Genomic DNA, 17805 nt, shown 5'->3' on the forward strand with positions numbered 1-17805 from the left:
GCCGTGCGCTATATGTGGAGCTTGGGATCAGCGTTTCAAGGAACAAGAGCTTCACCCTCTTGATCATCCACTTCGGGTTGACACTATGGTGCCCAAAAAAGGGGGACAGATTTAGTTTTATGCCACAATCCTGGCAGCCCCGCCTTTTACATACTCTGTGTCGCTTCTGTCAGGCCAGTCGTTCGTAAGTTCGAATCCCTCTCAGGCAAGCTTGGAGCGATTGATCGACTTTGTCGCTTTGTCGTGGACTAAAACTGGAACACAGCTTTTGAATTTGTCCACAAGGTTTCAGCTCACAATCAAGTTGAAGATCTGAAATCTGAAATGTCCGTTAACCATCTTAGTCAACGAATTGAACGCCTTTATACGAGCCTGAATGTAAAACGGCGTCCTTGCAGGCACCCTATAAATGCCCTACCCGCCAGGGTCTTCGAGAGTCTGGTCGAAAAATCCAGTTAATTATATCAAAAATGATGCAATCGACCTCCTGACACCGCCATTCCTTGACGTTGTTTTACCTTCGTAGTGCTGCCCCACCCAACAGTACCATCGGCTAGACTTATAAGGGTATAGTACCGTTCATCGAACTACAGTTTTTTTTGGGCATAGCGGTGATCCTGCTTTGAACGGTACTGGCAAGATGACTGCCTCCAAGACACAGAAAAACTTGAACATCGGGCTCAAAACAATACGGGCCTGACCATATCTAACGTCTTATTCCACAATAACTACAGCGGGTCTTCGCTTCGCAATTGCGGGATCATACTGCGAGGGAGCCCTCAGATAACCTTGGAAAATACCATCAAAAGTTAACGCACATTTTCGCTAACGCACTTGAAAACAAGGCAGAAAGAAAGGCATAGTCGAAACTGTCGATTGAGGGATCGGTCAAAACACTCAACGCATAAAACCAAACCAGCACACTATACGGTTGGCTGAGCATCTTGGTTGCGGTTAACAACGTTTGAAGGGACCGGACGTTGCAAGAAGAACAAAGAGATGTCGTGGCAGGGACTGACAGCATATTTTATCCCCTAACATCACCACAGGCCGCCATCTGGCTGGATATGGTCCGGGGGCATGATCCGTCACGCTACAATATTTGCAACGTTTTTGATTTTAAGGGCGCGCTTAATGTCGGAAAGTTGCGTCAGGCAATCGTTCAGACAGATCACGAAAATGACGCACTTAGACTGTGCTTTGCAGTCCGCAATGGCGAATTACAGCAACATTTCGCCCCCACCAACCGCCCCATTGAGTTTGAGGTAATTGATCTTCAGTTCGAAGTAGATCCAGAACGCATTGCCCGCCAAAAGGTCGCGCAGTTTCGTGAACGTGTTTTCGACCTGGAAAATGGCGAGAATTGTCGCCATCAGGTTTTGCGCCTTAGTGAAACCCGTTACTGGTGGGCTCGGGTCTACCATCACATTGTGTGCGACGGGTATGGCGGCCATCTCATGGCCGAACGCAATGCGGCCATCTACAACGCGCTCAAGAGTGATGAAGCCATCCCTGACTGCCCTTTCAAATCCTATCGCACGTTCATTGAAACGGACAACGCCTATCCGCAAACTGCGACATATGCACGCGATGTCGCTTATTGGCGTGAACGCCTGACCCCTGATAGATCACCAACAAGTTTGACAACACTACCGATCCACGCGCCCCAAAAAGATGCGCAGGTAACGATCCCGCTTTCGACAGAAACCCTTGATGCCCTTAATGTGACGGCACGCAATGCTGGCACGACGCCCACCGCAATCCTTATGGGACTTTTCGCCATATTCCTTGGCAAGGTCACAGGCGAGCGGGAGCCGATGTGGAACTTGCCCATCCTCAACAGATTGGGGCGGGAAGAACGTGAAACGCCGGGTGCGTTTTCCTGCATAATTCCCTACACGGTCAAATTGGATGAACAGAAAAGCATTCTGGAATTAAGCGATCAGATCTTTAAACAATCACGCGGCGACATTCGCCATGTCCGAATGAGCCCTGTGCGCATGCGTGATGCCGGACTTGGCCTTCGTAGCCTAACAGCGACCGGCGCCACCTTTAACAGTCTGGACGCAGCAACCGCGATCCATTTTGACGACCTTTCTGTCAGAAGAATCAACGTCTATCACGGGCCTGCCGACGATATCGGGCTGGCATTTTTCTCAGAAACGATTTCGCCATCCGAACAAAAGTCCGAGCTGATCTGGCAATATGATGCCAACCGCATTGACGCCCAGACGACACAGGCATTGACGGCCGCTTTTTCGCGACTTCTTGATATCGTTTTGGCAAACCCGGACCAAAAAATTGGCGTGTTACTTGATCAGATTGACATTGATCCCGTCCATGTCGAAGCCCTTCGCCCCAAGGGTTCCAATGAAACCTTTGCCGCACGGCTTGCCACCTATGTGAAGGATGTCTGGGCTGGAATTCTTGAGATTGATGATCTCGAGATTGATGAGAATTTGATTGTGGCTGGCGCGCATTCGCTTTTGCTGCCGCGGGCGCAAAGCATATTTGCTGAACTGGCAGACCGAGTGATCAAGCTTGAGGAAATGCATGAATACCCGACAGCCCAAAGCTTTGCCAACAATCTGATAAAGACCAGCTCGCGTTTGGATGAAACACGCCTGAAGGCGGCCATCGACCGTCTTGTCACACATAGTACCAAGGCAAAAACGGCTGCAAAACCAACAGTCCCGCTGCAATGGAAGGATGGCACAATTATCTTGCCATTCGCGGCCAGAAGCCGGGATGAGCTTGATAAAAATCTCAGCACGGCACTTCGCCGCCTTGAACAAGGGGCGGCACCGGAAAACCTTGGTGATCTGGGGCAAGCAACGCCGCATCAGCCTGAAAGCTGCGAACGTTCTGTCATTGTCGGAGTATCCACCGAAAGCATCATCAATTCCCTTGGACGTCCGGATGATCATGGTCATCTGATAGGGCGCGTTGATGCACCCCAAAATTCTATCGTTCTGCTGTTCCCTGGCCAGGGGGCTCAACGTCCTGGCATGGCTCGCGCACCTTACGATGCTGATCCCGTATCGGCGCAACTGATTGACGCTGCCTGCAAATCTGTTGTGCGCCACAGCGGCCCTTCTGACTTGCGCGACTTGTTGCTTTACGCTGATCAAAGCACGGCCAGTATTGAGAAACTCATACGGACCGATTACACCCAGCCTGCCCTGTTCATCACCGAGTATGCCAAGGCAAACTGGCTGATGCGCCTTGGCATCAAGCCGACAGCCCTGCTCGGGCATAGCATTGGCGAATATGTCGCTGCCTGTCTGGCAGGTGTCATGCAATTTGATGATGCCTTGCGACTTGTCGTCATACGCGGCAAATTGATGAGCCAGACCGAGCCGGGCGCAATGTTTGCGCTGTCGATGACAGAAGACGAAGTCGACGAAATCCTGACAAGGTTTGGTTCGGATTTATCCCTGGCAGCAAAGAATGGCCCCCGACAATTTGTTGTGGCCGGAAGCTTGTCTGTTATTGACGCGGTTGAAGCACATATCGCCGAGACTGGCAAAAAAGGCCGCCGCCTCATTGTCTCGCGTGCATTTCATTCAAAAATGATGGAACCGGTCCTCGATCGTTTCCGCAATGCTTTCGATCAGATCGAATTGCACGCCCCAACGATTGAAATACAATCAAATCTGACGGGCACAGCCCTTCGCCCGGAAGACGCAACTAACCCGGATTACTGGGTTTCCCACCTCCGAAATACCGTTCGGTTTGCCGACAACATCAATCAACTCAAAACATCCCATCCCGACGCCCTGTATGTTGAATGCGGCTTTGGAAATACCGCAAGCCGCTTGGCAACCGTCAATGGTATTGCATCAACCCAATGCATTGCCTTGCACACTGATCTTAACGCGGGCGCTACCGATGCGGACCAACAGGCATCCCCTAACCCACTGGCCATCGGGCTCGCGAACTTATGGCTACATGGGGTTGGAATTGAGTTTGGCGATGGTTCTGCGGACCCAACCTATCCGTGGGCACAAGTAGAAGACGAACGCGGCGCGGTTATTACCTCATTCCAGCCGCATCCTGCGGTCGCCGGTCAGTGGCTCGCGCGTCGTGATCTTCCATCGGATGACAGCTATCACATCGTTGTCAGTTTCCGTCTGCCTTTTGACACATCGTTCGACGCCCTGAAAACCGCGTTCGAAAAAGTCGTCGCGTCTTATGATTCATTCCGTTCAACCTTCGTTGAGCGAAATGGTGAACTGCTTCAGCGCGTGCATGAAAGCATGTCGGTCCCAATCAATGTCGTCGAGCATCTTGAAGACATTCGTCATGGGCTTTTTGACCTTAAAAACGGACCGCTTCTGCGCGTTGGTTACTTGGCGCAGACGAGTGTTTCGCCACCGATCGTCGTCATTGCGATTGACCATATCTGTTTTGATGGCCAATCCCTGCCGCTTCTTGAGAAAGCGGTTATTTCAGCACTTGGAAACGATGGGTCAGAATTCCCCAAGCAGAATTCAAGGGAAATCGCGAAGCTTTCTCTTGAGGCGCTTGAAGGTCAACGCGGGGCGCTTGGTGCTGCGTTCTGGAAAGAACGTAGTGAGCTTTTGTTGGGTCCTTCGCTGCCCAAAAATGCCGAGACCAGAGCCAGCAACACGGTAAAACGGTGCTTTGTTCAACTTGACGAAGCCCAGGTAAACGCGCTCGAGACTGTCAGAACCCATCTGGGAACGGCAACACCAACCGCGCTTTGGAATGCGTTGGTATTGGCGACGGTAGCACATTACAAAACCGGTAATGCCGCCGTCATTGGGCAGCCGTTTTCCGGACGTGTCGCGCCAGAAACACGCGAGGCAATTGGGTGTTTTGCCAATGTTCTGCCCATTGCGATCAAACCAGATATGTCAGCCGGGATTGGCGCACTTGCACAGCAAATCAGTCGCGAAATGCTGTCGATCATGGATGTTCAGGATTACCCGCTGCTACGGATCATTAAGGATCTTTCAGTCATTGAACAGCGACATGTGGACCTTCCGTTCGATATCGTGAGTACGATCGAGATCAATCCCGATCTGTATGAAATCGATGATGTCGACTTTGGCGGCGGCAAGTTCCCGTTGATGGCAACGCTTGCCAAGTTTGGCGCGGGTACGTTCCTGTCGATTGAGCATTTCACATCCCTTTACAGCGAAAGCTGGGCAGAACGCTTTGCCCATAGTTTGCTTTCACTTATCACATCGCTGGCGGAAAACCCGGACAAACCGCTAAGCGCTGTTGATTTCTTGCCCGCAGGCGAGCGCAACCGACTGATCAACGAATTCAACGATACCGCATCTGAATACCCACGCGATGAGGGACTTGGCAGTTTGCTTGCCAAGCAGATCTCCGATGATCGACAGGCCGACAAAACAGCAATTGACGACGGTAAGAGCCGGATTACCTATGCAGAGCTTGGCATTCTATTGTCCGATGTTTCCGGCAAGCTTGCTCAGATTGGTGTCAAATCCGGTGATACGGTCGCCTTTGCGTCTGAACGTAATCTTGATGCCATTCTGGCGATGCTTGGTATTGTCTGGCATGGCGCGGTTTACTTGCCAATTGACAAGTCGCTACCTGCTAATGCCATCGCAGAGCTGATGGAAGAATGCGGGGCAACGACACTGCTGTTTGATGCAGCGGAAAAGGACCGTCTGGCACAGCTATCGGATCGCTTCAAAGTCGCGCCATTGCCCAAGGGAGATTTGAAATCGGGTGTCGAGTTCAAAGCCCCGGACGAACGTCGTGGTGATGACCTTGCCTATGTCATGTTCACATCCGGATCGACCGGCAAACCCAAGGGTGTTCTGGTGCCCAACCGGGGCATTGTCCGTCTTGTTGTGAACAACAAAACACTTCCGTTCGACGAACATGATGTGATTGCACAGGCCGCATCGCTTGGCTTTGACGCGGCGACACTGGAAATCTGGGCGGCACTTCTAAACGGTGGGCGGTTGTTTGTACTTGAGAACGACGCCCTGTTTGATCTGTCAGCGCTTGGCGACAAATTGCGTGATGCAGGCGTTACGACAATGTGGATGACAGCAAGCCTGTTCAACCTGATTGCTGATGTTGCCCCCGAAGCTTTCAAACCGCTAAGACGTTTGATGAGTGGCGGTGAAGCGCTCAGCCCGGTTCATCTGCGCAAGGTTCGTGCGGCCTGTCCGGATGTTGCACTGATCAACGGGTATGGCCCGACTGAAAACACCACATTCACCTGCACTCACCTGATTACTGAACATGATCTGGAAACCGGGTTGATCCCGATTGGCAGGCCGATTGGCAATACTCGGGTCTATGTTTTGGATGATGCCGGTCATTTGGTTCCGACCGATGTCTGGGGTGAGTTGTATGCCGCAGGTGATGGGCTGGCCCTTGGCTATACGGGTGCGCCGGAACGCACCAAAAAGGCCTTCGTTCAGATCCCGGGTATTGATGAAGAACGGCTTTATAAGACCGGTGACCGGGTGCGCTGGCGTGCGGATGGCAACATTGAGTTTGGCGGGCGTGGTGATGGTCAGGTCAAAATTCGTGGCCACCGTATTGAGCTGAATGCGATTGAAGAAAAACTGCTTGCCCTTGATGACATCCGCAATGTTTGCGTCATGCCGATTGGTCAGGGGGCGGATGCCTTTTTGGGCGCGGCGATTGCTTCTGATCATGATGTACGGGATGCTTGGGTATCGGTTTTGGCGCGCGACTTCCCCGACTATATGGTGCCTGAACGTTTTGTCGTGCTGGAACACTTGCCCGTTAATGCCAATGGCAAAGTGGATCGCAAAAAGCTTCAGGCTATCCTTGCCGAAGAAGAACAGGTAAACGCGGCTTCACCTGAAAGCGATAACGCGCTTGAGGCGTTTGTCATCAAACAATTTGGGGTCCTGTTCCCGAACAAGGCAATTACAGCTGCGACCGATTTCTTTGCCCTTGGCGGACATAGCCTGATTGCCATGCGACTGGCTGGCATGATTGAGGAAGAAACCGGCTACCGCCCGAAGCTTCAGGAAATCTTTGCGGCACGTACGCCTGCCAATATGGCCCTTTTGGCTGCCAAGCATCAAACCCAGCCAAAGCAGACCGCTCTGGCAAGCAAGACGGACACAAAATTTGCGCTGTCCAGTGGTCAGGCACGTTTGTGGGTTCTGCAGCGTATGGAGCCGGAGCTTGCGGTTTATTCGGTTCCGGTCACGCTTGATATTGCGGGCCCCGTCGATGCCGCTGCCCTGCAACGCGCACTTCATAAGCTTGAAGAACGTCAGCATGCCTTGCGCTTGCGGTTTAAATCCGATCCCGATCATCCCGATGGGGTCAGCCAGTATCTGGCACCGGTTGGATCGCTTGAAATGATCCACCATCACATGGATGCGGCAGCAGCCGACACCTTTATAGCCACAGAAGCAGTCCGTCCATTTGATCTGAACGATGCATCCATGGTGCGCGCGCAGCTGATTACGGTGGCCGATGATCGCCATTGCCTGATGATTACACTGCATCATGCGATTTGCGATGGCTGGTCGATGCCGATCCTGCTTTCAGAGCTGACAGAACTTTATCACGCAGAGCTTGCCGGCACGGCAGCGAAACTTCCCAAAATCGAACGTCATTACGAAGATTTCGTTTCCTGGCAGCGTGACTATTTGAACGGTCCTGAGGGTCAAGAAGCCCTTGGACGGTGGAAAGAACGTCTGGCACAATTGCCTGAGCCGCTTAATCTGCCGAGTGATTTCCCGCGCCCGGTCGAACGTAAATTTGCCGGTGACTTCTATGAGTTCGAATTGGGTGCTGCAACAACCCGACTGATCGAGCAAACCGCACAGAGATTTGGCGTAACCGCCTTTAACACCCTGACTGCACTTTTGCAGGTCTTGCTCTATCGGCATTGCGGTCAAAGCGATGTTGCGATGGGCATGCTGGTGGCAGGGCGTGAACATTCATCGCTTGATCGTCTTGTCGGGTTCTTTGTGAACACGGTTTTGATCCGTCAGAAACTTGATCCCGATGCACGATTTGAAAGCCATCTGGCGCAAACGCAAAAGGTCATTCTGGATGCGGTTTCGGATCATGCCATCCCGTTTGAGGATGTGGTCAACGCGGTGAAGGCGCCGCGCGATCTGTCACGCAATCCGTTGTTCGATGTTCTGGTAGCCTGGCAAGATAACCTTCCGGGTGGCGCGAAGCTTGGCGATGCCAACGCAACCGTTCGGGAGATTGAATTCCCGTTCTCCAAGTTCGATCTTGGTTTCTATTTCTGGCGCGATGACAGTGCGCTGTGTGGATCGGTCGAATTTGATACCGGGTTGTTCGAGCGCCCGACCATCACATCCTTGATCGAGCGACTTGAAACCTTATGCCAATCAGCACTGGGCGACAGCGTGGACGTACCGCTTCGCGAACTTACCATTCTGCCCGAACGGGAACGCGCGCAGATTGGGTCCTTTAACGCTACACAAACAGACCTTCCGATTGATCGCAGCATCTCCGAACCGTTCTTGGATCAGGTTGCAGCAATCCCCGAACGGGTTGCGGTTCAGGATGATGTGGAAGCGCTGAGCTATCATCAGTTCGCCCGTCGTGCTGCAGGTATTGCCAAACTTCTGAAAGACAAGTCGATTAAGCCCGGCGATGTTGTCGGTGTAGCCATTCGCCGGTCGGTCAATATGCTGGCCGCCATTCATGGTATCCTTCTGTCCGGTGCGGCCTATAGCCCGCTTGATCCCGATCATCCCGAACAGCGCCGCAAGGATATGCTTGATGACCTGGGCGACGGTTGGGTGATCACGACATCAGATCTGGCCCACCTGTTTGATGCGGACCGCACCATCCTGGTTGACGGGTCGGAAGATGCCGACATCCCTGCACTTTCAAACGGCCCGAATGATCTGGCTTATGTTCTGTTTACGTCGGGCTCCACCGGCCGTCCCAAAGGGGTCGAGATCGCCCATCGCGGCGTTTTGAACCGTATTTTGTGGATGCAAGATGAATTCCCGCTGGGTACGGGTGACGTGATCTTGCAGAAAACGCCGATCACGTTCGATGTGTCGGTTTGGGAGCTGTTCTGGTGGTCATGGACCGGATCAAAGGTTGTCCTGCCCCCACCGGGCGCAGAACGTGACCCGGCTCAGATTGCCGATGCTATCCATGACAACCGCGTCACGACCATGCATTTCGTACCATCGATGCTCTCAGCCTTTTTGACTGCGGTTGAAAGCGGTATGGTCGATTTGAACAAGCTGGCATCCCTGCGGCGCGTCTTTGCCAGCGGCGAAGCATTGGATGCTTCCGTTGTTCGCCGTTTCAATGCGCTTTTGTTTGAGCGTTTCGGTACGGAACTTCACAACCTGTATGGCCCGACCGAAGCCACAGTTGATGTCACCTGGCAAGCGTGTTCGCCTCAAACCACGGGTGACGTTGTACCGATCGGCAAACCCATTGCCAATACCACGGTGCAGATCCTGAGCAGTGATTTCAAACCGCTGCCGATTGGTGTCGTGGGCGAGATCATTTTGGGCGGACCGCAAATCGCGCTTGGGTATCGCAACAGGGCCGAACTGAGTGCCGAGAAGTTCCCGGCTGATCCAAGTGATCGCGGTGATCGTCTGTATCGCACGGGTGATCTTGGTCGCTGGCGACGGGATGGAACGGTCGAATATCTTGGCCGTATTGATCATCAGGTCAAAATTCGTGGCTTCCGGATCGAGATTGGCGAGGTTGAAGTCGCACTGGAAAGCCATCCGAAAGTGGAACGTGCGCCGGTGATTGTCGCGTCGGTTGCTGGGCTGAATGAGCTTCATGCTTTCATTTTACCATCCGGTAACATTGATGCGATTTCACTGCGCGATCATCTGCGCAGTCGCCTGCCGCAATACATGATCCCTGCCCGGTTCTTTGCCATTGATCACTTGCCGATGACAAGTAGTGGCAAGGTTGATCGCAAGGCGCTCAAAGGCACGCCAATCCGCGCACGTTCGACAAGTGCGGGTGCTAAGGCACCATCGACGGCATCCGCGACAGCGACCGGGACTGAAAACAGCAAGTCACTTGAAGCTAAAGTCGCGAAGCTTTGGGCAGAAATTTTACCCGAGGTCACGCCAATACGTGATGACGGGTTCTTTGATATTGGTGGCAATTCGCTGTTGCTGCTGCGGTTGTTTGAAAAATTCGAAGCCAATTGGCCCGGCCGTGTCGGAATTGCTGATTTATTTGCCAATCCGACGATTGCCAAGCAGGCAGAATTGATTTCCGAAGATGCCACGTCGCCGTCAAACTTGGGCACACTGGCGTCAGACGCCCCTATTCTTGCCAATAATGAACCAATTGCCGTGATTGGCATGGCCGTTCAGGTTGCTGGCGCTGACACCATTGACGGGTTCTGGGATGACATTGCCGCGGGTCGCGACCTTGTGCGTGCCCTGCCAGAGGCGCGCGAAGCAGATACACGCGAAATCCTGGGCGCGATCGGCAGACCGGTTCCGAACAAGTTCCGCGAGATCGCCTATCTTGATCATTTGTTTGAATTTGATGCGCAGCGTTTCCGCCTTTCGCCGATTGACGCCGGATTACTGGACCCGGAACAACGATTGTTCATTGAAACAACACTGATGGCGGTTGAGGATTCCGGTTATGGTGGCAATGCATTGCGTAGCCAGAAAGTTGGCGTCTTTGCCGGTGGTGGCACCAGTCCGATCTGGCGCATGGCGATGGATCAGATTTCACCGAGCAAGGCCGAACAAGCCTTCGCGCTAAACGTTCCATCAAACATCGTCACCCGGCTGTCATTCCTGAAAGACTGGCATGGCCCGGCCAATATTGTTGATACCGCATGCTCTTCTACACTCGTCGCTGTTCATCAAGCCTGTCAGCAATTGCGCGATGGCAGTTGCACGGTGGCTATCGCCGGTGGGGCGAAAATTCTGCCCTGCCCGCCGGATGCAGACAGTTCCTTTACGATTGATTCGTCAACTGCCCGCACCCGTGCGTTTGACGCCCATGCCGATGGCACGGGCGTAGGCGAAGGCAGCGTTGTATTTGTCCTCAAACCGCTTAGCAACGCGTTGCAGGATGGCGATACCATCCACGCCATCATCCGTGGCAGCGCGGTTAATCAGGATGGTGCATCAAGCGGGGCCGCAGCCCCCAACCCGCTGATGCAGGCAGAAGTCATTCGTGATGCCGCGCGTGCCGCCGATATCGAACTTTCGACGGTTTCCTATTTCGAGGCACATGGCACCGGAACATCACTTGGCGATCCGATTGAGATTGACGGACTGACCCGGGCATTCAAGGATCGCAAACCGGCCCAAAACCGTGCCTTCATCGGATCGGGAAAAGGCAATTACGGTCATCTGGACGGCACAGCAGGGGCACTTGGTCTGGCGCGTGCAATCATGGTGCTGCGCCATGATCAGGCACCGCCGCAACCTCACTTCGAAGCCCCGAACCCCAAGATCAATTTCGACCATGCACCAGTTGTGGTGACAAACAAGCTGGCCAAGCTTCCCGATCAGGGAACGCCCCGCCGTGCAGGTGTTAGCTCATTCGGGCTAAGCGGGATCAACGCCCATATTCTGATCGAAGCAGCCCCGGAACGGAGCAAACATTACGAAGCTGATCAAAACAAGGAAGCAGCCTTGGTCTTTGCCCTTTCGGCAGGAAGTCCCGAAGCGCTCCGAACCTATGCAACCAACCTGCATCACCGAATCAGCAATGATGCTAGCCTTTCGCTCAAAGACATTGCCTTTACGCTGGCGACCGGGCGTGATCGGTTAAAATATGGCATCGCTTTTGCTGCGGATCATCGGGCGGACCTTCTTGAACAGCTGCTTGATATCGCAACCGGCATTACCACACCGAGCATGCAGGCTGAAAATGACGATGCGCCAGTCTGCGAAGTTGTCACGGCAAAGACTGCAGACGCAGATAAACAGGCAGCACATTATCTGGCAGGTGGTGCGCTGCACTGGCCATCAAACATCAAGGCCCGCCGCCTCTCCTTGCCGCCAGCACCATTCACGCGCAAAAGCTTCAAGCCAACCTTTGAAAAGCGCGCCAAAGCCGTTTCAAACGACATGCTTCAAGGGCCAGTTTCAACGCCGAGCGCGCACGTCTTTAGCGTCGCGATTGATGACCCGCGCTTCTGGCCGTTACAGGATCATAAGCTTAATGGCCAACCGACACTGGTCGGCATGGCGGTCCCTGCCCTGATCGCCAAAGCGGCCACGAAACTGCGTGCAGATGACACTGCCCCAATCAACATCAGCAATCTGGTCTGGCACACGGCGTTGGTTGCAAACGCGGTACCGGATGGCAATGTGAGCCTGAGCTTTGCTGATGACGGCTCCGTCGAGCTTGGCGGACGCCTTAAGAACGGAAAGTGGCGCGTTTTTGCGACGGCCACTTGGCAGTCGGATCCTCAGGCAACAGCGCCAAAATCAGGCTTTGCGGACATCCGGGCCCGTGCAAGACTGCAGGTTCCCGTCAATGACTTCAGCGGGAAATACGGATCGATCGAAATCAGTGATCGCTGGGACTGTAACCAGTCGCTCCATATTAGCAAACGTCAGGACGCGGCGATCAAGCACCTGCGGCTCAAACCCGAATATCGGGGTGATTTGGCGGACTGGTTGGTTCATCCGGCCCTTGCCGATGTCGCATGCAGCATTCCGTTGATGACGCTTGATAGTGGATATGTGCCCGTTGGTGTTGATCAGGTCACCGTTTATGGCGTTCAGAGCAACGAAGTCTATGCCTGCTTCGAGCAGTATAAAAACGGGTACGGAGAGGTCGCGCTTTACGACGTCAAGACAGAACAGCTTGTAATGCTGGCCAGTGGTCTTAACTTCGCAAAAAGTGGCGAAAGAGCAGAACAGCTTCGCCCGCAGATTCTTGAAACAGTCTGGCGCATATCGCCTGTATCAACTGCCAACATTCAGGAAGACTTCCTGTTCATCACCGACGCAGACGATCCGTCTTGCCAAACCGGCTATCGGACCATCCGCGTAGATCAGATCACCAAGGATAGTTTGAGCGGCGTTTCCCATGCCGTCCTGATGCTAAGCCCCAATGAAGACAGTGCGCATCGCACAGCAAACGCCCTGCGAAAGATATTACAAAACATGCAGGGTCGCTTGCGCCTGATTGTCGCTGGATGTGGTGCGTATGGGATTGCCGATGATCTGATTGCCATCAATCCGGGGCAATCCGCAGTAGCAGGTGTGGCACTTGCGGCAGCAAGGGAAGAACCGCAGCTGCAACTGAGCTACCTCGACATTCCGGGCAATGCGTTGTTGGACCAGCTTGGTAAAGAACTTGCAATCCCGCCTGCCACTGACCCCATCGTCCTTTACCGAAACGGGCAGCGCTATGTGCGTGATCTGACATTGGCAACGAGTGATCGGAAAAAGGAAGAGACTAGTTGGCCAACGAGTGGTGTTTGCGTCGTTACCGGTGGTACAGGTGGCTTCTCGATCGCGCTGCTTGAAGAATTTGCCAATAACGGCAAGGTCAGGCTGGCTCTGCTTGGCCGTCGCGACGAAGATTCCCTCGATGATCCTACCAAAGCCAAACTGACGGACCTGCGCAATCAGGGCCTCTCGATTTCCGTTCATGCTTGTGACGTTGCCGACGCGGTTTCACTTGGCAAAGCGCTTGAGACCGTTCGCACAAACCATGGTCCGATCCGTGCCGTTGTCCATGCTGCCGGTATTGCCGATGGTGAATTCCTTGTCCGCCGGGATATGGCAAAGTTTGACAATATCCTTGCGGCCAAAATGGTTGGTGCGCTTAACCTAGACCGTCTGACACGCGATGATGCCATTGCGGCATTTGTCATGTTTGGCAGTCTGACGGCAATCAGCGGCGCGCCGGGGCAGACAGCCTATTGCGCGGCCAATGCTTTCCTTGATGGATTGGCACATCAGCGCAAGGCAGATGGGAAAGCCGCCCTGACGATTGACTGGTGTGCGCTCAGCGAACAGGGCATGGCGGCACGTCATAATGTGCTTTTGGAAGACGGTGCCTGGATTTCCCCGAAAGATGCTAAAACGATCTGGCGCGACGCCATCCGTTTGACGTCCGCCCAATTGACCGTCGTTGACCCGTCATTGGTCCAAACACGTAACGCGACTCAATCAGCTGCCACTCGGAAAGTAGCTAAAGGAGCTCCCCAAAGCGTTACCCTCAGTGCCCGACAACAGATCGCTGCGATATGGGCCGAGGCACTTGGTTATGACAGTGTGGATGCCAACGACGACTTCTTTGCTCTGGGTGGGGATTCCATCACCGGCATGCAAATTGTCGATCGTATGAACAACACGCTTGGCACGGAACTGAGCATCTCTGATCTGTTTTCTGCGCCAACAACGGCTGCCATTGCAGAACTCGCTGGTATGCCTGAGACAGGTTTTGTAAAGCCTCAGCCCGCACCTGCGATGGAACCTACGGCGACAAATTCGCAAGGCGACAAAGCACCATATGCCGCGATCATCGCGATTTGGGCCGACGCACTCGGCTATGACACGATTGACCCGGATGAGGACTTCTTTGCACTGGGTGGAGATTCCATCACGGGCATGCAGATCGTCGATCGCATCGCCAAGGATCTCCGACTTGATGTCAGCCTGACGGATCTGTTTGAGCAATCTACGATTAGCAAACTGGCCGCAAAGCTGCTGGACACATCTGAAGCAACACCCCCCGACGTTTCAGGTGGCATGAATGAAGCACCCACAACATTGACGCCCAAAACGGGCGTCAATGTTGAACCAACCACGATTGATCCGCGCAAGGCGCCGAAACTTGATCGTTATCCGATTTCGCTAGAGCAACTGTCCGTCCTGAACGCTTCGCAGAAGGGCAATATGGGCACAGCGTTTAACCTGCCGCATGCCTTTGTCATCGACCCGTCAGTTGACCTGAACCGCCTGAAAGAGGCAATCCGCGAGGTCACCAAACGCGAGAACGTCCTGCGCACGCGCATTATCCATAATGCGTCTGAAGAAAGCTGGCATATGGGGATCATCGCGCCCGAGGACGCCCTGGCCAGCCTTGATCTTGATGTTCGCAGGGTTGAAGGATCGCTTAGTGAAGCCTGTGTTGCACAGATACGCCCGTTTGATCTTGATGATGGTGTTCCGGTGCGCTGGATGCTGCTGCAGGATCAATTTGGAAAAAATGCACTGTTCTTTGATATTCACCATGTTCTCGCTGATGGCTTCACAACTGAGCGCATCCTTGGCGAGGTGGTGTATGTTTTCAGCGGCAAAGCGCTGCCACCATTAGGGTATCAACTTAACGACTATGCGTGGTGGAGCCAAAACGAAGAAAACACCAAACGCATTGCCGCCGCACGCAACTATTGGCAGTCGATCTATGCCGAAAGTCTTCCCAAACTGGATTTGCCATCGGATCGTCCGCGCCCGGCTTATCACAGCTTTAATGGCGCGATCACATCGCTTGTCATTGATCAGGACCTGCTTGCCAAGGCACGAAAGTTTGCCTCTTCAAATCATGTGACGATGTATACCCTTGTGATGGCAACCTGGTTTACGTTGCTTGGCCGTTTGGCAAAGACCAATGACGTGGTCATCAGTGTTCCTGTTGATGCGCGTGACGCGACAGGCTTTCGCGATACATTGGGCATGATGGTTTCCCTGTTGCCGATGCGCATGCAGTTCGATGGCACAGAGAATGTGGCGGACCTGCTTGCACGCATGCAACGACATCATATCGAAGCGATGCGCCACCGGGCCTACTTCCTGGATCAGTTGCTGCATGACCTGGCACCACCCGCGGCACCGGATCGCACCCTGCTGTCGGAAGTTTCGGTTTCCTATATGAACTTTGAAAGCACTGGTGTCGGGCAAGATATCGTCAAGATTGCTTCAGAAGGCATTGAGGTCCATCGCCATCACTGCAAAAACGACATCTCGATCTTTGTGCGAGATGTTCCTGAACAGATGACCGTGGCTCTCGATTATTACGCCGACATGTTTGATCGCGATTCCATGAACGATCTTTGTCGCGCCTTTGCCGAGACACTTGAGCATATGGTGAATTCCGAAACCCGATTGATCCGGGATATCGACTTTGTGTCTGGATCACCGCTTTCCAAACTGCGCCACTGGCACAATGAGCCCGAAACGCAAGCTGGCGCGATGTCGAGCCCCGCGATATTGAATGCGAATAGCTCAGAAACTGTCAGTGTGATCGCAGAGATCTTCAGCGAAGTTTTCAAAAAGCAGATCACTGATCCTGCGACAAGTTTCGTGAAGCTTGGCGGCCACAGCCTGCTTGCGATCCGGATCGTCAACCGTATTGCTGATCGCACCGGTTCACGTATTAGCATGGCCGATTTCTTTGCCCATCCGACCGTCGCCGGACTTGCGGGACTGATTGATCGCAACCAAGGCGACGAAACGAACCAACAAGACGCACGCATTCCTATTGCCCCCGACATGGCCGTTTATCCGGCAAGTCACGCGCAGAAGCGCCTTTATCTGTTGTCCGAAATGGCACATGACAGTGGTGCGTATGGCATGCTCTATGTCCTGCGCTGTGACGGGACGCTGAAACAAGATGCCCTAAGGACCGCACTGACAAGTTTGGTGGAACGGCACGAACCACTGCGTACCGCTTTTGAACAAGGCGATGATGGCATTTACCAACGTATCACCACGGCCTCGGCCCCGGATGTTACGGTTCACAACATCGCAGTGCAGCCCGATCCGGTGCGCGAAGCCCTTCGTCTTACTCGCGAAGAGGCTGCCACACCGATCGATTTGGATCAGCCGCCGCTTATTCGTGCATCAATTATAAACGTCGCGGATGATGAACAGCTTCTTGTCATCGCAACACATCACATTGTCGGTGATGGCTGGTCATCACGCATTCTGGTTCAAGAACTTGGTATTTTCTATCAGGCTGCGCTGAACAACCCGGTTGCGGACCTTCCGGCCCTTCCGATCACCTATAAGGACTTTGCCTATTGGCAGTCCCAACAGGATTGGTCGGATGCGGCTAATTACTGGCGGGAAAAACTGTCCGGTGCGCCAGATCAGATTGCACTGCCGTTCGACCACAAACAGCCTGATGTTCAATCCTACCGCGGCGCGCATGTACATATGGGGATTGATGATGACGTTCTGGCCGGATTGAATTCACTTGCACGTGCGCACAATGCGACGCTTTCCTCGGTTGGCATGGCGCTGTTCTCCGCGATGTTGTACCGACTGACGCGTCAGGAAGATCTTGTCATCGGCATGGGTGTTGCGAGCCGCGAGAAGACCGAAACCGAAGGCTTGATTGGCTTCTTCGTTAATGTATTGCCAATCCGTGTGCAGCTCGATGCCGAGACGGAGCTTGATACCCTGATTGACCACATTCACGTCAATCTGACTGAAGCCCTGGATCGCCAAGATTATCCGTTTGATGAGCTTGTCCGTGCCGTCGCCCCAAAGCGCAACACCAATAGGCAGCCGCTTGTGAATGTCGTGTTTGAATATCAACGGTTTGGTGCACTTGGTGGTGAAGAAACAACGCAGCCAGGCTTGCCCATGCTAGCGCCAGATCAACCCGGTATGCTGTCAGACAAAATGGATGCGTTTGTCGACAACGCGACGGCAAAACATGATGTGATCCTTTTCCTGCAAGAAGAAGATGGAAAAGCACGCTTCACATTGGAATATGATACTGATCTGTTTGATCATGAGACGATGCAGAAATGGCTCGGATTCCTGACAAGATTTGCTGCTGCAGCAGCGCAGAGCCATACGAATAAGAATGCTTAAAGGGACGTAT

At 53.5% G+C, this 17805-nt stretch carries 1 protein-coding gene; it reads left to right on the forward strand.

Annotated elements, in window-relative coordinates; all coding sequences use genetic code 11:
- The first annotated feature begins 1004 nt into the window (after positions 1–1004).
- A complete protein-coding gene (locus JF44_RS0102990) occupies positions 1005–17795 on the forward strand; it encodes a non-ribosomal peptide synthetase/type I polyketide synthase (protein ID WP_156111577.1) in 16791 nt (5596 codons plus the stop codon).
- Positions 17796–17805: the final 10 nt, after the last annotated feature.

This window comes from Thalassospira australica (assembly GCF_000763295.1).
Taxonomy (GTDB): Bacteria; Pseudomonadota; Alphaproteobacteria; order Rhodospirillales; family Thalassospiraceae; genus Thalassospira; species Thalassospira australica.